This window comes from Bauldia sp., assembly GCF_020442045.1.
Lineage (GTDB): Bacteria > Pseudomonadota > Alphaproteobacteria > Rhizobiales > Kaistiaceae > Bauldia.
The window spans coordinates 24,283-41,762 of record NZ_JAGRLA010000058.1 but is presented as its reverse complement, the minus strand read 5'-3'; the positions used below and the strand labels follow the sequence as shown (position 1 = coordinate 41,762).

At 67.0% G+C, this 17,480-nt stretch carries 17 protein-coding genes; 4 read left to right on the top strand and 13 right to left on the bottom strand.

Annotated elements, in window-relative coordinates; translation table 11 throughout:
• Positions 1 to 16 precede the first annotated feature (16 nt).
• From KDJ86_RS06720 to KDJ86_RS06675, 10 genes are all read right to left on the bottom strand, one after another.
• On the bottom strand, positions 17 to 919 hold the full coding sequence (locus KDJ86_RS06720) for an allantoinase PuuE (protein WP_291744211.1): 903 nt from the start codon (positions 917 to 919) through the stop codon (positions 17 to 19).
• On the bottom strand, positions 916 to 1,851 hold the full coding sequence (locus KDJ86_RS06715) for a carbohydrate kinase family protein (RefSeq protein WP_291744209.1): 936 nt from the start codon (positions 1,849 to 1,851) through the stop codon (positions 916 to 918). The genes KDJ86_RS06720 and KDJ86_RS06715 overlap by 4 nt, the downstream gene beginning before the upstream one ends.
• The gene (locus KDJ86_RS06710; protein ID WP_291744207.1) at positions 1,848 to 3,038 is read right to left on the bottom strand and encodes an SIS domain-containing protein; all 1,191 of its coding nucleotides are present in this window, start codon (positions 3,036 to 3,038) and stop codon (positions 1,848 to 1,850) included. Before KDJ86_RS06710 ends, KDJ86_RS06715 begins: the two co-directional genes overlap by 4 nt.
• 36 nt (positions 3,039 to 3,074) lie before the next feature.
• Positions 3,075 to 3,983, bottom strand: coding sequence for an NAD-dependent epimerase/dehydratase family protein (locus tag KDJ86_RS06705; protein ID WP_291744204.1), 909 nt, complete (start codon positions 3,981 to 3,983; stop codon positions 3,075 to 3,077).
• Positions 3,984 to 4,068: 85 nt separating this feature from the next.
• Positions 4,069 to 5,250: an FAD-dependent oxidoreductase gene (locus tag KDJ86_RS06700; protein ID WP_291744202.1), complete on the bottom strand. Its 1,182-nt coding sequence runs from the start codon at positions 5,248 to 5,250 to the stop codon at positions 4,069 to 4,071.
• Positions 5,251 to 5,291: 41 nt separating this feature from the next.
• Positions 5,292 to 6,395, bottom strand: a complete 1,104-nt coding sequence (atzD, locus tag KDJ86_RS06695; RefSeq protein ID WP_291744200.1) for a cyanuric acid amidohydrolase — start codon at positions 6,393 to 6,395, stop codon at positions 5,292 to 5,294.
• A 120-nt stretch (positions 6,396 to 6,515) separates the two neighbouring features.
• Entirely contained in the window at positions 6,516 to 7,370 is an 855-nt protein-coding gene (locus KDJ86_RS06690) for an ABC transporter permease (RefSeq protein ID WP_291744198.1), read from the bottom strand.
• A gap of 2 nt (positions 7,371 to 7,372) precedes the next feature.
• A complete protein-coding gene (locus tag KDJ86_RS06685) occupies positions 7,373 to 8,143 on the bottom strand; it encodes an ABC transporter ATP-binding protein (protein WP_291744196.1) in 771 nt (256 codons plus the stop codon).
• 10 nt (positions 8,144 to 8,153) lie between these two features.
• Positions 8,154 to 9,005 carry an ABC transporter permease gene (locus KDJ86_RS06680; RefSeq protein ID WP_291744195.1) on the bottom strand — a complete coding sequence of 284 codons (852 nt, stop codon included), beginning with the start codon at positions 9,003 to 9,005 and terminating at the stop codon, positions 8,154 to 8,156.
• Positions 9,002 to 10,291 carry an ABC transporter substrate-binding protein gene (locus tag KDJ86_RS06675; RefSeq protein WP_291744193.1) on the bottom strand — a complete coding sequence of 430 codons (1,290 nt, stop codon included), beginning with the start codon at positions 10,289 to 10,291 and terminating at the stop codon, positions 9,002 to 9,004. Before KDJ86_RS06675 ends, KDJ86_RS06680 begins: the two co-directional genes overlap by 4 nt.
• 249 nt (positions 10,292 to 10,540) lie before the next feature.
• Here KDJ86_RS06675 and KDJ86_RS06670 point away from each other — a divergent pair, with 249 nt between their 5' ends.
• The 4 genes from KDJ86_RS06670 (at position 10,541) to KDJ86_RS06655 (ending at position 14,121) form a co-directional block, all read left to right on the top strand.
• The gene (locus KDJ86_RS06670; protein WP_291744191.1) at positions 10,541 to 11,239 is read left to right on the top strand and encodes a GntR family transcriptional regulator; all 699 of its coding nucleotides are present in this window, start codon (positions 10,541 to 10,543) and stop codon (positions 11,237 to 11,239) included.
• A 115-nt stretch (positions 11,240 to 11,354) separates the two neighbouring features.
• Positions 11,355 to 12,581 (top strand): CaiB/BaiF CoA transferase family protein, encoded by a 1,227-nt coding sequence (locus tag KDJ86_RS06665; RefSeq protein ID WP_291744189.1) that lies wholly within the window; start codon positions 11,355 to 11,357, stop codon positions 12,579 to 12,581.
• Positions 12,578 to 13,351 carry an enoyl-CoA hydratase gene (locus KDJ86_RS06660; protein ID WP_291744187.1) on the top strand — a complete coding sequence of 258 codons (774 nt, stop codon included), beginning with the start codon at positions 12,578 to 12,580 and terminating at the stop codon, positions 13,349 to 13,351. The genes KDJ86_RS06665 and KDJ86_RS06660 overlap by 4 nt, the downstream gene beginning before the upstream one ends.
• A gap of 23 nt (positions 13,352 to 13,374) precedes the next feature.
• Positions 13,375 to 14,121 (top strand): SDR family NAD(P)-dependent oxidoreductase, encoded by a 747-nt coding sequence (locus KDJ86_RS06655; RefSeq protein ID WP_291744186.1) that lies wholly within the window; start codon positions 13,375 to 13,377, stop codon positions 14,119 to 14,121.
• 8 nt (positions 14,122 to 14,129) lie between these two features.
• Here the strand turns inward: KDJ86_RS06655 and KDJ86_RS06650 are convergent, their stop codons facing one another.
• From KDJ86_RS06650 to KDJ86_RS06640, 3 genes are read right to left on the bottom strand one after another with little or no spacing between them, the layout of a single operon-like run.
• Positions 14,130 to 14,885, bottom strand: coding sequence for a 2-keto-4-pentenoate hydratase (locus KDJ86_RS06650; protein WP_291744184.1), 756 nt, complete (start codon positions 14,883 to 14,885; stop codon positions 14,130 to 14,132).
• A gap of 5 nt (positions 14,886 to 14,890) precedes the next feature.
• Positions 14,891 to 16,084 (bottom strand): pyridoxal-phosphate-dependent aminotransferase family protein, encoded by a 1,194-nt coding sequence (locus KDJ86_RS06645; RefSeq protein WP_291744182.1) that lies wholly within the window; start codon positions 16,082 to 16,084, stop codon positions 14,891 to 14,893.
• The gene (locus KDJ86_RS06640) at positions 16,081 to 17,472 is read right to left on the bottom strand and encodes an amidase (RefSeq protein WP_291744180.1); all 1,392 of its coding nucleotides are present in this window, start codon (positions 17,470 to 17,472) and stop codon (positions 16,081 to 16,083) included. Before KDJ86_RS06640 ends, KDJ86_RS06645 begins: the two co-directional genes overlap by 4 nt.
• Between the last annotated feature and the right edge of the window lie 8 nt (positions 17,473 to 17,480).

Below are 17,480 nucleotides of genomic sequence, written 5' to 3'. Positions count from 1 at the left end.
GCGCCATTTCTCCCTGTCAGGCCGGGTGCTCGGCCAGCCAGTGACGGGCAATGTCGAGTCGGCCCGCCACCCAGGCGTCGTCATGGGCGGCGACATGGTCAAGCAGCCGGGCGAGCCCGACCGCCCGCGCTGGATGTCCGATAAGCCGGCAATGGAGGCCGACCGACATCATCTTCGGCCGGGTGGCGCCCTCGGCATAGAGCATGTCGAAGCCGTCCCGGTGGAAGACGAAATAGTCGTCGGACGTCGCGAAGAGGCCATTGGTGAACTTGGTATCGTTGTTGGCCTGGCTGTAGGGAACGACCAGGTGCGGCTTGCCGCCGACCTCGACGTAATAGGGCAGTTCGTCGTTGTAGGAATCGCTGTCGTAGAGGAAGCCGCCCTCCTCGGCGACGAGGCGCCGCGTATTGACGCTCGCTCCATAGCGGCAATACCAGCCATAGGGGCGCTCGCCGAGCGTCGTTTCGAGGCTGGTGATCGCCTTCGCGATATGGTCGCGCTCCTCGGCCTCCGAGAGCTTGTAATGCTCGATCCACCGCCAGCCGTGGCAGCAGATGTCGTGGCCGGCGTCGCGGATCGCCCTGGCGGCGGCCGGATTGCGCTCGAGCGCCAGGGCGCAGGCGAAGATGGTCAGCTTGAGCCCGCGCTCCTCGAAGAGGCGCAGCACGCGCCAGAAGCCGACGCGGCTGCCGTATTCGAACATCGACTCCGCCGCGAGGTCGCGATCCCCGTGCGGTACCGGCGGCGTGCCGACCTCGGTCAGGAAGGCGTCGGAATGGCCATCCTCGTCCATGAAGGAATATTCCGACCCTTCCTCATAGTTGAGGACGAAATTGACGGCGACGCGCGCCCCTCCCGGCCACTTCGGGTCGGGCGGATTCGGCCCATAGCCGACGATGTCGCGAACCGGCTGTGTCACGCGATATCCTCCTGTCGCGCATTGGCGGGGTCGGCGTCCTGCTGCCACCGACGAAGGACGGTCTCCGGCTCGGCGGCCATGATCCCCGCCGTCCCGAAATCGCCGATGGTGAAGGACGCGGCGGCGACACCCGCCCGCGCCGCGGCCTCGATGTCGCCGGACGTATTGACCAGCGCCGCCATGAAGGCGCCGGAGAAGCTGTCTCCCGCGCCGGTCGCGTCGACGACCCCGGCCGGCAGGGCGGGAACGGCCAGATCCCGGCCAGTTTCCGCGTCGTGGACGAAGCAGCCTTCCGGGCCGAGCTTGACGACGACCAGCCGCGGTCCGAGCGCCGCGAGCTCGCGCGAGGCCCGTGGCCAGTCTTCCGATCCGGTCAGGCGGCGAACCTCGACCGCGCTCGGCAGGAAGACGTCGACCCGCGAAACGATCTCCCGCACCCGTTCCTCGTTGCCGGGGATATAGTCCTGCTGCGGATCGAGAGCCGTGAGGCCGGGTTTGTCGGCCAGGTATCGCGACAGCGCCTCGGTGGCGTCGAGATACATCGCCAGGATGAGAAAGGCATCGGCGCCGAGATAGTCCCGCGGGATGTCGGCGGGCGCCGGCGAGAGGTCGGCGAAATCCTCTTCCGTGTGATGGAAGGTCCAGACCCGCTCGCCATCCGGCTGATAGACGACCTCGACATGCAGGGTCGGCCTGTCGCGCACCGGCAGGCTGGCGGGCGAAAAGCCGCGCACCCTTAGCCGGCGGATCGTCTCCTCGGGAACGTCGTTGCCGATCGGCGCGACGATCTCCGTGGTCGGCTCGAAGATGCGTGCCGCGAAACCGGCATAGAGCGCATCGCCACCGCCCGCGCGCCTCTTCACCGAGCCGTCGGGCAGGACGATATCGTCGCTCGTCAGATTGCCGAGGCAGACGAACCGCGGCGCGGTCATCGTCCGGCCGCCTCCTCTGCTCTGCGGAACTGGATCATCGCGACGTGATAGGCGTAGAGCTGGAGCGGCACTGTATAGACCAGCGGCGACAAGCGCTCGATCATCGGCGGCAGCCGGATCACCGTATCCGCCAGCGCATCGAAGGCCGGGTTGTCGTCGGCGGTAATGGCATAGATGACGCCGCCCGCCAGCCGCCCCTGCTCGGCGGTGTCGCGAGCCCGCGGCACCGACAGCCCGTTCGGCGCCACCAGCCACAAGGGGTCGCCGCGCTTCTGCGACTGGTAGTGGTGATACTCCTCGAGCGGGATCGCCAGCGCATGATCGCGCGTACACTCCTTGATCTTCGCAGCGCCGAAGAAGGCCCCCGCGAAGGACGGCCCGCCACCGCAGAAGAGATGGATCGGCTTCGCCGCCTCGGCTTCCGCGAGACGCGCGACCTCGGCCTCCGTATCCGCGATGACCGCCGCGATCTGGTCGGGCACCGCATCGAGCGCGGCGGTCAGCTCGTCGACCCGGGCGGCGTTCCCGCCCCGTGCCGCCAGGACCGCGATGGCAAGCGCCGACAACAGGCCGATTGCCGCCGTGCTCGCCTGGGTCGGCCAGCCCTTGCGCTCGGCATGGATCAGCATCGCCTCGTCGGATTCGACCATCAGGGTGGATCCGGGCGTATTGCTGAGCGCCAGCGTCCGGGCGCCGAGCGCCCGCGCCCGCAGCATCGCCTCGACCGTGCGGGTCGTCGTTCCGGTCGACGACAACGTCACGACCAGCGTGTCGCCGTCGATCGGCGCGTGGAAGTAATAGGCAAGGTCGAGCGCCTGCATCGGTTCGCAGGGCACGCCGAACCCCTCCTCCAGCAGCACCCGCGCCGCGACCATCACCGCATAGGAGTCGCCGCAGCCGGTGAGATAGACGCGGCGCGGCGGCCTCGCCGCGAAATCCCGGGCAAAGCGGGCGATATCGTCGTGTGCGCCGTCAAGCGTTTGCCGGAACGTCTCCGGCTGGCCGGCGATCTCCGTCCGCGTGATCTCGACCCGGCGGCGGCGGACCGGGTTCAGCGCATCATCGGCGGGAAGCGCCTTGATCCGGGCCGCCTCCTTGTCGAACAGGGCGCGGACGATCGCGCGGGAATGCTCGTCGAGCGGTGAATCGGGGGCGAGCAGCGGCGTTTCCAGTACGGGCGATGTCATGGTGGTGGGTGCTTCCGTTTTCTATCCGGGATGGGCTCAGGCGGAATCGCCGGCCTCGATGTGCCGGCGGTAGTCATCGAGGCCGGCGGCGAGATCGAAGCGTGGCCGCCAGCCGAGGTCACGGCCGATCCTGGCAATGTCGAATTCTGTCTGGACGTCGGGCACGTCGTCGGCGCCGGGAACCAGCACCGGCCTTGCGCCGGTGACCGCCCGCTCTGCGATCCGCGCGATCTCCGGCATGGTCAGGGCCTCGCCGGCACCGACATTATATTCCCGGTCGGGCAGGCTTGGCGCTTCCAGCACCGTCGCGATCGCCTCGCCGACGTCGTCGACATAGACATAGTGATAGACGAAGTCGCTTTCGCAGGGGATTTCGGTGGCCCGCCCCGCCGCGGCATCCCGGATCAGCGAGCCGAGATGGCAGTTGGCACGGCGATAGGGACCGTAGACCCGCGCGATCCTCAGGCTGACGCCGTCGACACCATATTCGGCCGCGAAACCGCGGATGAGCTGTTCGCCGGTGACCTTGGAGGCGCCGTAGACCGAGGTGGGACGCAGCGGCGTCGTCTCGTCGATCCGGCCAGGACCGACATCCCCGTAGACGCTGATCGAGGAACATAGGACGAAGCGCTTCATGCCATAGGCGCGGGCCAGGTCGAGCAACAGGGCCGTTCCGTCGATATTGGCCTTGACGATCTCCAGCGGCTGCCCCTTGAAGAGCATCGGCCCCGAGATCGCGCCACAATGGACGATCGCTTCGATCCGGTCGCGCTCGATGATCGCCTCGAGCCCCGTCCGGTCGTCGAGCCCGATCAGCGACAGGTCCTTGTCGCCGCGACCGAAGTCGGTGAGGTCGATCGCCGTCACCTCGTGGCCGCGAGCGGCGAGCAGCGGCCGCAGCGCCATGCCGATCAGTCCGGCGCCGCCGGTAAGCAGGACTTTCATGGGCGTAACATCCTTCCTTCCATGCATCGGAGACCACCGCCGCCCGCCGTGCGTCGCGCCGTCCGCGATGGTTCGCCGGGGCGGATCATCCAGGCATCGCCACGTCGCGATAGAGGCGCTTCAGCTTCTCCTGGAATGGCGGGTCGCGCTTCTCGAGCGTTCCGGCGTGTGGGTCGGCGCCGGCCAGCATCGTGTCCGTCGCATCGCGCGAGAAATCGACGACGAAGCGCACGCGCTCGGCACGGCGCTGCTCGACCGCCGCCGGAACGCTGGCGAGGGACCGGTCCTCTCGCAATGCCCGCCGTACCTCGTCGACGACGACGCAGGCGTCTTCCATTGCCTGGGTCGCGCCCTGTCCCAGCGTCGGTACCATCGGATGCGCGGCATCGCCGACCAGCAGTACCCGCTCGGCGGGGCGGAACAGGATCGACGCTTCCTGCAAACGCGCCCAGTGGATACTGTCGCAATGCCGCTCGATCGCCCCGATCAGGAACCCGGCCTCGCGGGACGGCGTCCCTGTCGCCGGCCGGTAGACCGCGGTCAGCGCCTCGGCGTTCTTCATCGCATCCGGCACGCCGCTGTCGGCCGGAATCGGGAAGGAACCGGCGAGGTAGACGAAATCGCCGGGAACCCGGTAGGCCAGCAGCCGGTTCGGACCGTTGAACCACTGGCCATAATCATCGATCGGACAGTCGGGCCCGACCGGGAAAAGCAGCCGATAGAGGCAGACGCCGAGGAACATCGGTGGATTGTCGCCGCTGAACGCCGTGCGCACCTTCGAATAGCGGCCGTCGCCGCCGATCAGCAGGTCGATATCCTCCGCCCTCTCGACCGCGTCCGCCGTCCTGTCCCGCCACGTCGCCGTCAGCCGGCCATCGCCCGCGATCCCGCAGCTTTCCAGCTCCGCACCGTAGCGCACACCGTCGCCGAGCGGACCGCGCAGCAGCGCATAGAGCTCGGCCCAGCGAATCCGGATCCCGTCATTGTCGGCGACCTCGGAAAGGTCGAGGTCCATCAGGTCCTCGCCCGAGGTCAGCGCGATCGTCCAGCGCTTCCACGGAAGGCTGGCCTTCACCAGCGCATCCGCCTGCTCCGGCATGAAGCCGGACAGCGACTTGATCCCGTTCGGCCCGATATTGACGCCGGTACCGGCATCGGCATGGTCGACCGTCGTCGCCTTTTCGAGGCAGGTCACCTCGACTCCCGGCTCGTCGCGCAACCCCGCCGCGATCAGGCTCCCCGCGATCCCGCAGCCCGCGACGAGCATACGCTGGCGTCCGTTCCCGCGATTTGCCTCACCCGCCATCGTCAGGCGCGCTCGCAGATCAGGGCGATCATGCCGCCGCCGTCGGGACCCTGGTGCTCGGCGCCTCCCGAGACGAACAGGGCGGTGTCATTGAGGACGCTCGCCGCGATCGCGCCGACCGCCGCGCGGATATGGCGCTGCTGGTCGATGTCGCCGTCGTTCAGCATCGTGTGCGGCCTGCCCCGGATCAGGCCGTCGCGCGCCGCCTCGCATTTGACGAAGCCGGCGCGGATGCGTCCGGCCTCGTCCGCCGGGATCTGTGATCCTGACGGAAAGCCAAGCGCGCCGGCGACCGCTTGCATGCCGTCAACGTCGAGCGCGTCGGCGAGCGGACTATGCGCGATCGCCAGCGGTCCGCTCCATTTGTCGCTCATCCCGATGACGATCACTTCGTTGCACTTGACCTCGACGCCGGCCGAGGCACTGGCAACCGAGGAGAAAACCGACATGTCCCTGAATAGGTTGGCTTCGACCGCCTGCTCGGCCCCGACCTCGCCAAGGGCCTTGGCGACACCGAAGGCCGATGCCGCCCTCCCGAAGCCCATCAGCTTGCCGGGGTTGTCGGTCGCCGCCGGCTTGCCCGCCGCGGCGCCTTCGGCGATCTCGGCGAGCGTGAAGGCCGGTCCCTTGATCTGGACGAAATGGACGTCGGCGGGATCGTCGATCCCGGCCTTCTCCATCGCCTCGCGGACGGCCGCCGCGGTCATGTCGATCTGCGACTGCCGGCCGATATCCGCTGGCTCGAAGGGCGCGGTGAAGGCGACGCCGACGCCAAGCGCCTTGCCGCCATTCGGTTGCTCGTCGGACGGGACCGCCGTGAAGACCGCGTAATGGGGCGACAGCACCCCTTCCGTCCCCCCGGAAAAGACGAAAGGCACGCGCGCCCGCACAGCGTCCGGCGTCTCGCCCGTCGTCTCGCCGATCAAAAGCGCGAGCGACAGCGTCAGGTAGCCCCGGGTATAGTCGTTGACGAGCCCGTTGCCCGGCGTCTTGCCGATGACGGCGACGATGGTCGCCGGATCGATCCTTCCCGCCTCGATCGCGGCGCGCAATCCGGATACGTCGCCGGGATCGCTGAGGCTGAAACGGTGGACGTCGGCCCTCATACGGACGCTGCTCCCATCGGCTCGCCCCGACACAGGAGCGACGCCCGCCGGACCCTGAGGTCGGCCTTCATCTCGTCATTCCAACCTATCAGAGGTCAGATGTCTATCCAATTATGACGATCATGTTGTCTGATGATGCCAGCGGATAAACCAGCGCGACACCGCTTCCACGAGTGCAAAGCTGATCCCGGCATAGAGAATGAAAAGGAAAGCGATGATCATCACGCGCCCGGTATAGGCGAATTGCAGCGCGTAGATCACGATCACGCCGAGCCCCTCCTGAGCGCCGAGCAGTTCGCCGGCCACCACGAGGCTCCAGGCGAGGCCTATGCTCAACAACAGCGAGGCGCGAAGCTCCGGAACGATGGCTGGCATGACGATCAGCCGGTATCGCGTGGCGAGACCCGCCCCGGCGGTAGCTGCACGGTCGAAATAGACGCGTGGAACGTTGCCGACCGCGTTGATCGCACCGATGAACATGATCACGCCGACGCCATAGGCGACAAAGAGGATGATCCCTATGGTCGCCGCCCCGAACCACAGATTGAAGAGCGGAATCATCGCCAGGAAGGGCGTCATGCGCAGGATGTGGACGCTCGGCGCGAGCAGCCGGCGCGCGAGCGACGACATGGAAACGAGGACGCCGAGCCCGACGCCGACAACGACCCCGGCGACGAGACCGATCAGCACCCGTTGGAAGGTGATCAACGACGCCTTGCCGAGCGCCAGAATGGCCGCGGCGTAAGTCGGCGGATCTCCCTCGACCGTCGACGGGATGCCAAGGCTGCCATCCCAGTAATCCGCCATCCGCAACAGCGAATTGCTCCAGAGATAGCCCCAGCCCGGGACAAGCGGTTCGTCGTAGCTGCCGGTGGCGGTTACGATGCGAGACAGCAGTTCCCACAGGAGAACCAGCGCAACGAAGACGCCAATTCCGCTGGCGACTGAAACGAGTCGCTCACGCCGGGACGCCATCGCTATTCCAGCCCTATGTGGTGGAGAAGCAGGTGCCTCAGTTCCAGGCCGCGCGGCGTCGCCAATGCGTCATCGCTTCTCGGCATGGGCAGGTCCACCGCCTGGTCCTCGACCACGCTGCCGTTGGAGACGACGATCACGCGCGTCGCCAACCGTAGAGCTTCATCGACGTCGTGGGTGACGAACATGATCGTCTTCCCGGTCCGCTCCCACAGGCTGAGAAGCACATCCTGAAGCTGGCGCCGGGTGACATAGTCGAGGGCGCCGAACGGCTCGTCGGCGAGAAGGATCGGTGGATCGCTGGCAAAGACCCCGGCCACTGCCACACGGGCGCGCATGCCGCCGGACAGCTCGCGCGGCCAGGCGCGCGGGACATTGCGGAGCCCGACCAGATCGAGGTGCTCGCGGGCGACGCGCAACCGTTCGGGCTTCGGCATCCCGGATACTCTCAGCCCGAAGGCGACATTGTCCTCCACCCGCATCCATGGAAAGACCGCGTCCTTCTGGAAGATGACGCCACGATCGACGCCAGGCGCCTTGACCGGCTTCCCAAGCACGCGCACATCGCCCGAATATGAGGGGATCAGACCCGCGACCACGTTGAGAAGCGTCGTCTTGCCGTGTCCGGAGCGGCCGAGCACGCAGACGAACTCCCCCTCGCCGATGTCCAGCGAGACGTCGCGTAGCGCCTGCACTCGGGTACCGTCGTCGCGCTCGAAAACGACCGAAAGCCTGTCGATCGAGACGGCGGATTGGGTTTCGACCATCAACATTGCCCCGTTCTCAAGCCCACCGCGTGACCCACCGGGCAAGCGCGACGAGCAGCATGTCCATAATGATTGCCGTCAAGGCGACGAGGCTGACACAGGCCAGCATGCCAGCGACGTTGTTGACGTTGGTGAGGGTCTTGATCGCCTGACCGATGCCGCTCGGCGCACCGAGGATCTCGGCGAAGGTCTCGAGCCCCCAGGCGCTGGCAAGCGTGATGCGCAGGCCACCGAGGATTTCCGGAAGCGTGCCCGGGATCAGCACCAGGAACAGCCGGTCCCGCCACGAGGCGCCCCGCGCCATCGCGGATTTCTCGTAGACCGGATCGACATTGGCGGCGGCGCGCTGGGCGAAGATCACCATCATCACGGCGCTGTAGCCCCCGACCAACAGCACCTGCGTGAACGGGACGACACCGAACCACAGAAGGAAGAGAGGAGCAGCCACCAGGACCGGCACCGTACCGAGAACGAGCACGATCGGGTCAACGATCAGGCGCAGCGGACGGAGGCGTGCGCTGGCAATCCCGACGACAATGCCGACCGCGCTACCGACGACAAGCCCGACCAGGACGTTGCGCGTCGTGTAGAGCAGAAGAGCGCCGTAGCCGGTCCGGCCGAGGCCGAATACCTCGAGCCGTGGCGACCGGAGAAAGTTGTTCCAGAGGTCGACGGCGACCGCATAGGGCGAGACGAGCCGGCTCGGCGGCAGTTCGATGGCGAGGATCGTCCAGACGGCAAGAAAGAGCAGGACGCCGCTGGGTGCGACCAGGAAATGCGCGAGCCAGCGGCCCCAGGCCGCTGGTCGCCTTTGCTCGGGGGCGCCACCCGCCAGGGGGCTGGCGGCGCCTGTACCCGGTTCCGTCATTCGGCTGCGGCGCTGAGGATGCGATAGGCGTCAAGGTAGTTGAAGTTGTCGTACTGAGCCTTCGCCTTGTCGACCAGCGCCTGCTTGTCGCCCGGGAGTTCCATACCCCCGACCTTCTTCATCAGTTCGTCTGAAGCGGCCTTCAGCTCGACCAGATCGTGATAGGCGTCGCAGGCCCAGATCACGTCGTCGGCATCATATTCGACATCCGGCAGGACGCTCTTTTCGATGTTGAACCTCGCGGCGGCATCGAAAGCGGTGCGGTAGTAAAGCGCCGAATCCGTCTTGTCGCAGTAGTTTTCCTGGAAGGTAAAGTCCGACAGCGGGCTCAGCGAATCGATCGTCACCTTCAGGCCTTCGACGTCGAGGCTGGTACCGGCGAAGGCATTGACGTAGTCGAGCATGGAGCCGAGTACATGCTCCGGATCCGCCTTCTCGTCACGGATGATGCGGAACATCACCGAGAGGAAACGCAGCACCGTCTCCGGGTTCTCCTTCGCCCAGTCGGCATCGGCCGCCACGCCCGGCGTGCCGACGAGCGCGGCCGTCGGCGACCCCGGCCCCGCAGGCATGAAGGTCAGGATGTCGATCGGGGTGACCAGCGGTATCCACCCGGCACCGCGAAGCTGGGCGGTGAAGGGGGCACCGGTCGGCGACTGGAACTCCACCTGGCCGCTGGACGCGAGTTGCTGGGCATTGGCGTCCGGCGTGATGACCAGGTCAGTGTCCTCGGTCATGTCCATGCCGCCGAGCTTGAACGCCGTGTCCAGGAATATCCGATTGTCGATATTCGGCGCCGTGGCGAACTTCTTGCCCTTGAGCTGGGCCATGGTGGCCTTCATCGCGTCCTCGAAGGACATGCCCTCGCCCATGAAGTCATTCACCGTCTTTGCCCCGGTGTCGGGATGGGCGAGCACGGCGAAACCCTGGAAGAGATCGGTTAGGGCGATGAAACGGATGTTCTTCACCGAATCCATCGCCGCGATCACGTCCGGCGGATAAAGCGCCTGCATATCGATTTGCTTGTTGATCAGGAGCGGGATCGCCTGGTCGATCAGGACCTTGCGGCCATACGGCTCGGGCGTGATCTTGATCCCGACGTCGTCATAGTAGCCGAGCTTGATGCCGGCCACGAAGATGAGGTCATTCGCAAAAGGCCGCATACCGAGGCTGACCTCGACCTTCGGAATGTCGGTTCCCGCGCTGACGTCGTCCAGCGAGAACCCGAGGCCCTTCTCCTCGGCATGTGCGGAGAAGGAAAAGGCTGCCGCCGCAGCAAACAGCATCGTGGAGGTCCGACTGAAACCAAAACGGAATGACATGGATGCGCTCCCTGTTTTGAATCCGCACGCATTTGCGGAGCGTGACACCACACTTGTCCGGCACCGCCAAAGACGGGCACCCCCCAACGCTCCCCAAGCACGCTCGCAATGCGTAACACAATAATTGAATTATGTATGCACTTTTTGTATGCGGTTGTTGAACTGGTTTTGATCATCCTGTGAAATGACCGCCTCGATTCGAAAGCATCTCCCATGGCCGCAAGCGAGTTGAAGTCCGCGCCCCTCACCCGGCGGAGTCTCCATGACGAGCTGGTCGAGGGCATGCGGGACATGATCATCGACGGCAAGCTCAAGCCGGGAGAGAAGATCTCCGAGCGCGTCCTGACGGAGCATTTCGGCGTCTCGCGCACGCCGTTGCGCGAATGCTTGAAGGCACTGGCCGCGGAAGGCCTGGTTCAACTCGTGCCAAACCGGGGCGCCGTCGTCGCCCGGATCACCGAGGAAGAGATCGACGAGCTCTTCCCGATCCTCGGCGCGCTCGAAGCATTGGCTGGCGAGCTCGCCTGCGCCCGGCTGGGCGACGCCGATCTCCAGAGGCTGCGCACGCTTCACGGGCGGATGCTGGATCACTTTCACTACGGCGAGGAAGGGCCCTACCGGCGCATCAACCGACAGTTCCACCAGACGCTTTTCGACATCGCCGGGAACGCGTCCCTTTCGGAGATGTACAGGCAGCTTCTTGGACGCATCCACCTGGTTCGCTTCCTTGTCGACAAGCGCGAGACCGACTGGCAGAAGGCCGTCGACGATCACGAACGGATCATGGATGCCCTGGACCGTCGCGACGGCCAGCGCCTTGCCGTTATCCTCAAGCAGCACCTCACCGAGACGGCGGCGGATGTCTCGCGCCAGTCACTGGCGCCCACGACCGCGCTGGCCGCCACCAAATGACGACGAAACTTGCCAACGATCGCGTCGACGATTATGAATTCATAATTCATAATCAAGATTCGACGGGCCACTTGCCGGGCCTCTATCTCGACGTGCTTCAGATGCGAGGTCAGCGATGACAACAGAACTTCCCGCCCAGGACGAAAAGCCGCCGCTCCCCCTCGAAGGCATCCGCGTCCTCGACGTGAGCCAGGTGATGGCCGGCCCTTTCTGCTCGATGATGCTCGGCGATCTCGGGGCGGATGTCATCAAGATCGAGCCCCCGAAGGGCGGCGACCAGACGCGCGGTGCCATGGGCTTCCGCCTCAAGGGCAGCGACAGCCTCGGCTTCATCATCATGAACCGCAACAAGCGGTCGATCGCCCTCGACCTCAAGACGGACGAAGGCCGCGAAGCCTTCTATCGGCTGGTCAGGACCGCCGACGTGCTGGTCGAGAACTACCGTCCCGGCGCCGTGAAGCGCCTCGGCATCGACTACGAGACGCTGAAGGAGATCAACCCCGGGCTGATCTACGCCTCGATCTCCGGCTTCGGCCAGACCGGGCCGTGGTCGCAGCGCCCGGGCTTCGACCTGATGGCGCAGGCGATGTCGGGAATCATGAGCATCACCGGCCATCCCGATGGCCCCCCCGCCAAGTCCGGCGTTCCGGTCACCGACATCGGCTGTGCCCTCTTCGCCCTCTACGCGATCCTCGCCGCCTATATCGGACGGCAGAAGACCGGCCTTGGCCAGCATATCGACGCCTCTCTCTTCGAGGCTGGAATCGCCTTCGCGATCTGGGACATTGCCGAGTACTGGGGTACCGGCCGGGTTCCCGGCCGCATCGGCACCGCCAACCGGATGAGCGCGCCCTACCAGGCGGTCAAGGCCGCGGACGACTATTTCGTCATGGGCGCCAACAATGACCGGCTCTGGCAGCGCCTCTGCGACCTGATGGACCGGCCCGACCTCCTCGAGCATCCCGATTACGGCTCGATCACCGACCGTCTCGCCAACCGCGAGGCGCTCGTCGCCGACCTCGAGACGACCTTCGCGAGTAAACCCGCCGCCGAATGGATCGACCTGATGCTCGAGGCGGGCGTCCCCGCCGGACCGATCTACGACTACGAGCAAGCGCTCGGCAGCGACCATGCCCGGGAGCGCGGCATGACCATGGAGATCGACCACCCGGTCGAGGGGCTGGTTCGCACCATCGGATACCCGGTCAAGCTTTCGGGCACGCCCCAGCGGGTCCGGCGCCATCCGCCGCGTCTCGGCGAGCATACCGACGAGATCCTGGCCGAGCTCGGCTTCGATGAAGAGGCACGAAACCGTCTCAACCATCCCCAGGCCGCGGAATGAGCGACGGCAGCGTCCGCCTCGACGTCACCGGCGGAGTCGCGACGGTGGTCTTCGACCGCCCGTCGGCGCGGAACGCCATGACCATGGCGATGTATGGCGAGCTCGGCGAGGCCTGCGACGCCATTGCCGGCGATTCCTCGGTCCGCGTCGCCGTATTTCGCGGCGCCGGAGAGAGCTTCGTCGCGGGCACCGATATCGCCCATTTCACCTCCTTCACCTCCGCCGAGGACGGCATCGCCTATGAGCAGGCGATCGACGCGACCGTCGACCGGCTGGAGCGCCTTCCCGTCCCGACCGTCGCCGCGATCACCGGCGCGGCGGTCGGCGGCGGCCTGGTTCTCGCCGCCGCCTGCGACATCCGTGTCGCCACGCCTGGCGCCCGCTTCGGCATCCCGATCGCCCGCACGGTCGGCAACTGCGTCTCGATCGCCAACGCCGCCCGCCTCGCCGCCGCCTTCGGGGTGTCGCGCGCGAAGCGACTCCTGCTTCTCGCCGAGCTTCTTTCCGCCGAGGAAGCAAGGTCCTGCGGGTTCCTGACCGAGATCGTCGACGGCGACGCCATGGACGGCCGCGTCGCCGCGATCTGCGATACGATCTCCGCCCATGCCCCGATCACCATGCGGGCGGCGCGCGAGGCGCTCCGCCGGGTCGTCGTCGAGGGCTTGCCGGACGACGGCGATCTGATCCGCGCCGCCTATGGCAGCGAGGATTTCCGCCGCGGCGTCTCCGCTTTCCTGGAGAAGGCCAGGCCGCGCTTCGAGGGCTCATGACGTTCAAAACGGGGGATGATGCGATGACGTTCGATTTCGACGACCAGGTCGCGCTGGTCACCGGCGCCGGAAGCGGCATCGGCCGCGCCACCGCCCTTGGGCTGGCGAAGGACGGCGCCACCGTGGTGTGCCTCGACATTGCCGGCGAGCAGGAGGTGGCGGCGGAGATCGAGGCGGCCGGCGGCAAGGCGCTGGCCGTTCGTCTCGATGTCCGCGACGCGGCGGGATGGGAACGGGTCGTGAGCGACATCGGCGAACGGTTCGGCCGCATCGATATCCTGGTCGCCAATGCCGGCATCGCCGTTCCCGGCGACCGCCCGCACGAGGTGAGCGAGGAGATCTGGGACCGCATCCTCGACATCAACGCCAAGGGCGTCTGGCTCGGCATGAAGGCGGTGCTGCCGATGATGATCGCCAGGAAGTCCGGCAAGATCGTCAACGTCGCCTCGACCGCCGCCCATATCGGCCTGCGCGACGCGGCCGCCTATTGCGCGTCAAAGGGTGCCGTCCTCGCCCTCACCCGCCAGGCCGGCGTCCAGCACGCCCCGGACAACATCCAGATCAATTCCGTGTCGCCCGGCACGACGATGACCGGCATCCAGCGCGACGTCACCGACGAACAGCGTGCCGCCTTCATGAAGCTGACCCCGATCGGCCGTTTCGCCGAGGCCGACGAGGTGGCGGCGGTGATCCTGTTCCTCTGCTCCGGGGGATCGTCCTTCATGGCCGGCGCCGATGTCGGCATCGACGGCGGCATGGTCGCCTTCTGATCTGCCGGTCAGGCCGAGAACCGGCAGCCGACCGACCCGAAACCGGTAAAGATCACCTCGACCGTGCTGTTCCGCCCGGCGAATTCGAGCCCGGTATAGGTCCCGGTGGTCACCACCATGCCCGCGGGAATGCCCTCCGTCAGGCGCAGGTGGTTGACCAGGGCAATCGCGGGAAGCAGCGGGTCTCCCGCAGCGTGGCCGCCGGTCCGCCGCACGACCTCGCTCCCGTCGATGACGACCCGCGCCTCGAGCGCCGCGAGATCGAAGGAGCGCCAGTCGTCGCGGGCCGCGCCGACGATGAATCCGCCATTCGCCATGAAGTCCGCCGCCCGTTCGATAGCCGGCGTAGCATCGTAGTCGCGGAACCGCGTTTCAACGATTTCGATGGCGGGAAAGGCCGAGACCGCAGCCTCGATCTCTTCCCGCCGGTAGGCCTCGTCGCGCGGCGGAAGATCCTGATCGAAACGAAATGCGATCTCCGCCTCGATGCCGAACATCGACAGGGATGCCGACGGAACGATGGCGCCATCGTCCAGAACTCCCGATCCAACGAGGATGCCGGCCATCAGGCCGACGTCCGGTGCCACCGCAACCTTCCAGCCGGCGACCTCGTCGCCGATCAGGCCGAGCGTGACCCGCTGGATCGCGTAGGCCTCGTCGCCATTATTGGGTCTGAGCTCCTCGGCAAGCCGGTCGAGCGGATCGCCGGTCTGGCGCGCCGCGGCCAGCAGCCTTGCCGCTCGCTCGATCGCGGCGCCGTCCATGCCCGTCACTCCTCGGTCGATCCCGTCAGCACGCCCATCGCCGCGTCCACGCCACCGGGTGTGTGCGGAACGCCGGCGAGGCGCAGCCCCATCTCGACGCCGCCAAGCGTTCCGATCAGCGACAGGTCGTTGAAGTCCCCGAGATGGCCGATGCGGAAGACACGGTCCTTGAGCATGCCGAGCCCGTTGCCGAGGCTCATGTTGAAACCTTGGAGGATCAGGCGCCGCAGCCCGTCGGCGCTTTCGCCTTCCGGCAACCGCACGGCCGTCAAAGAACCGGAATAGTCGCGCGGTTCGAGGCATTGCACCTCCATGCCACCCGCCTCCCCCCAGGCGCGGACCGCCGCGCGGCTCGCGGCGCCGTGCCGGGCGTGCCGGGCGAAGACGTTGCCGAGCCCCTCCTCCTCCAGCATCGCCAGCGCCTCCCGCAGGCCGCGCAGCAGGTTCGTCGCCGGCGTATAGGGGAAATAAAAGCCCGCATTGGCTTCGAGCATCGGCTGCCAGTCCCAGAAGCTGCGCGGGATCGTCGCGATCTCGGCGGCGGCCAGGGCCTTGTCGCTGATCGCATTGAAGGAAAGCCCGGGCGGTAGCATGAGCCCCTTCTGGCTCCCGCCGATGGTAACGTCGACGCCCCATTCCTCATGACGATAGTCGATCGAACCGAGCGACGAGATCGTGTCCACCATGAGGAGCGCCGGATGACCGGCCGCGTCGATCGCCGCCCGGATCGCGGCGATCGGGCTGGTGCAGCCCGTCGACGTCTCGTTGTGGACAATGCAGACGGCGCGGATCCGGTGGTCGGTGTCCTCGCGGAGCGCCGTCTCGATGGCCGCCGGGTCGGCCCCCCGCCGCCAGTCCGTCTCCATGACGACCGGTTCGAGGCCGAGCCGCTTCGCCATGTCGCTCCATAGCGTCGCAAACCAGCCGGTGCGCACCGTCAGGACCCGGTCGCCCGGCGACAGCGTGTTGACCAGGGCAGCTTCCCACGCGCCGGTTCCGGAAGCCGGATAGACCACCACCGGCCCGCTCGTCTGGAAGACGCGCTGGAGCCCGGTCAGGACGGTCCGGGCGAGATCGGCGAAGTCCGGCCCGCGATGGTCGATCGTCGGCTCGGCAATCGCGTGGAGCACCCGGTCCGGGACATTGGTCGGTCCCGGAATCTGCAGGAAATGACGGCCCGGTGCGCGGCTGTTGCTCATGACTGACCCTCCAGGATGGGAAGCGCGGGCGCCGGGTAGCGTTCCGCGAGCGCTTCGGCAAAAGCGAGAAGCGAGGCGTCGGCGCCGAACCCGGCGGCGAACTGCACGCCAATCGGCAATCCCGCCTTCGATACGGCGACCGGCAGGTTGATCGCCGGAACCCCCGCGATGTTCGCCCAGCCGGTGAACACGGCGTGGTCACGTGGCCCGGCTGCCTTTCCGGCGATCATGTCGGGAAACGGCGTCGCGGCGTCCCACGGTAGCGCCGCGGCGGTCGGCGTCAGCACCAGATCGACATCCTCGAACAATTCGGCGCACCGTCGCCTGAACGCCGCGATCCTTTCCAGGACGTCGATATAGTCGGCGCCGGTCAGCTTCTCGCCGTCGGCGATCATGGTGCGGACCGACTTGCCCGCCAATGCGCCGATTTCCGGGTTGTATTGCGTACCGAGCCAGGCGGCGCCGGCACGGGAGATGACGTACCAGATGCGCCCCGCGTCATCGAGATCGAAGAAGACCGTCGCCTCGCGAACCGGATAGCCTTCCCCGGCGAGGCCCACCGCGATATCGGCGGTCGCCGTCGCCACTTCGGAGTCGACCGGAGAATCGCCGAATTGCGGGATATAGAGGATGCGCGGCTTGTCGGCCGGCCATGGCGGCGCGGGCGCATAGAGCGACCGCCGGTCGCGCGGATCGGGCGGGGCCATCACCCCGTCGAGCAGCGCGGCATCGGCGACGGAAGTGGTTAGCGCCCCCGCCGCCTCGAAATCGGTGAGGATCGACGGAAAGCCGTCGATCCGCGGCACATGCCCGGCCGAGGGCTTCCAGCCGACAAGCCCGGTATGGCAGGCCGGCCGGCGGATGGAGCCACCGCCATCGGTGCCGATCGCCGCCGTCACCAGCCCTGCGGCAACGCCCGCCGCCGCGCCGCCTGACGATCCGCCCGGGGTCAGCGCCACGTTCCAGGGATTCCGGGTCACGCCGAAGAGCTCGTTGTCGGTATAGCCCTCGAGGGTCAGTTCGGGAACGTTTGTCTTGCCGACGATCACGGCGCCGGCGGCGCGCAGGCGGGCGACTGGCAGTTCGTCGATCTCGGGTATGAACTTGGCGAGCGCGCGGCTCCCCCAGGTCGCCGGCATGCCCGCGACGAGGATATTGTCCTTCACCGAAATCGGTATGCCTTCCAGCGCCGACCGCGCCGCTCCCGACGCCAGCCGCGCGTCGCTCTCCCGCGCCGCCTCGCGGGCGCCCGCCTCGTCGAGTGCCACGAAGCTGTTGAGCCGCGGGTCGATCCGCCGGATCCGGTCGAGGCACCGGTCGAGCAGCGCCTCGGCAGTCGACGCGCCCGAACGCAGTGCCATACCGGTTCCGGAAATGTCGTCGGCCATCGTCGTCT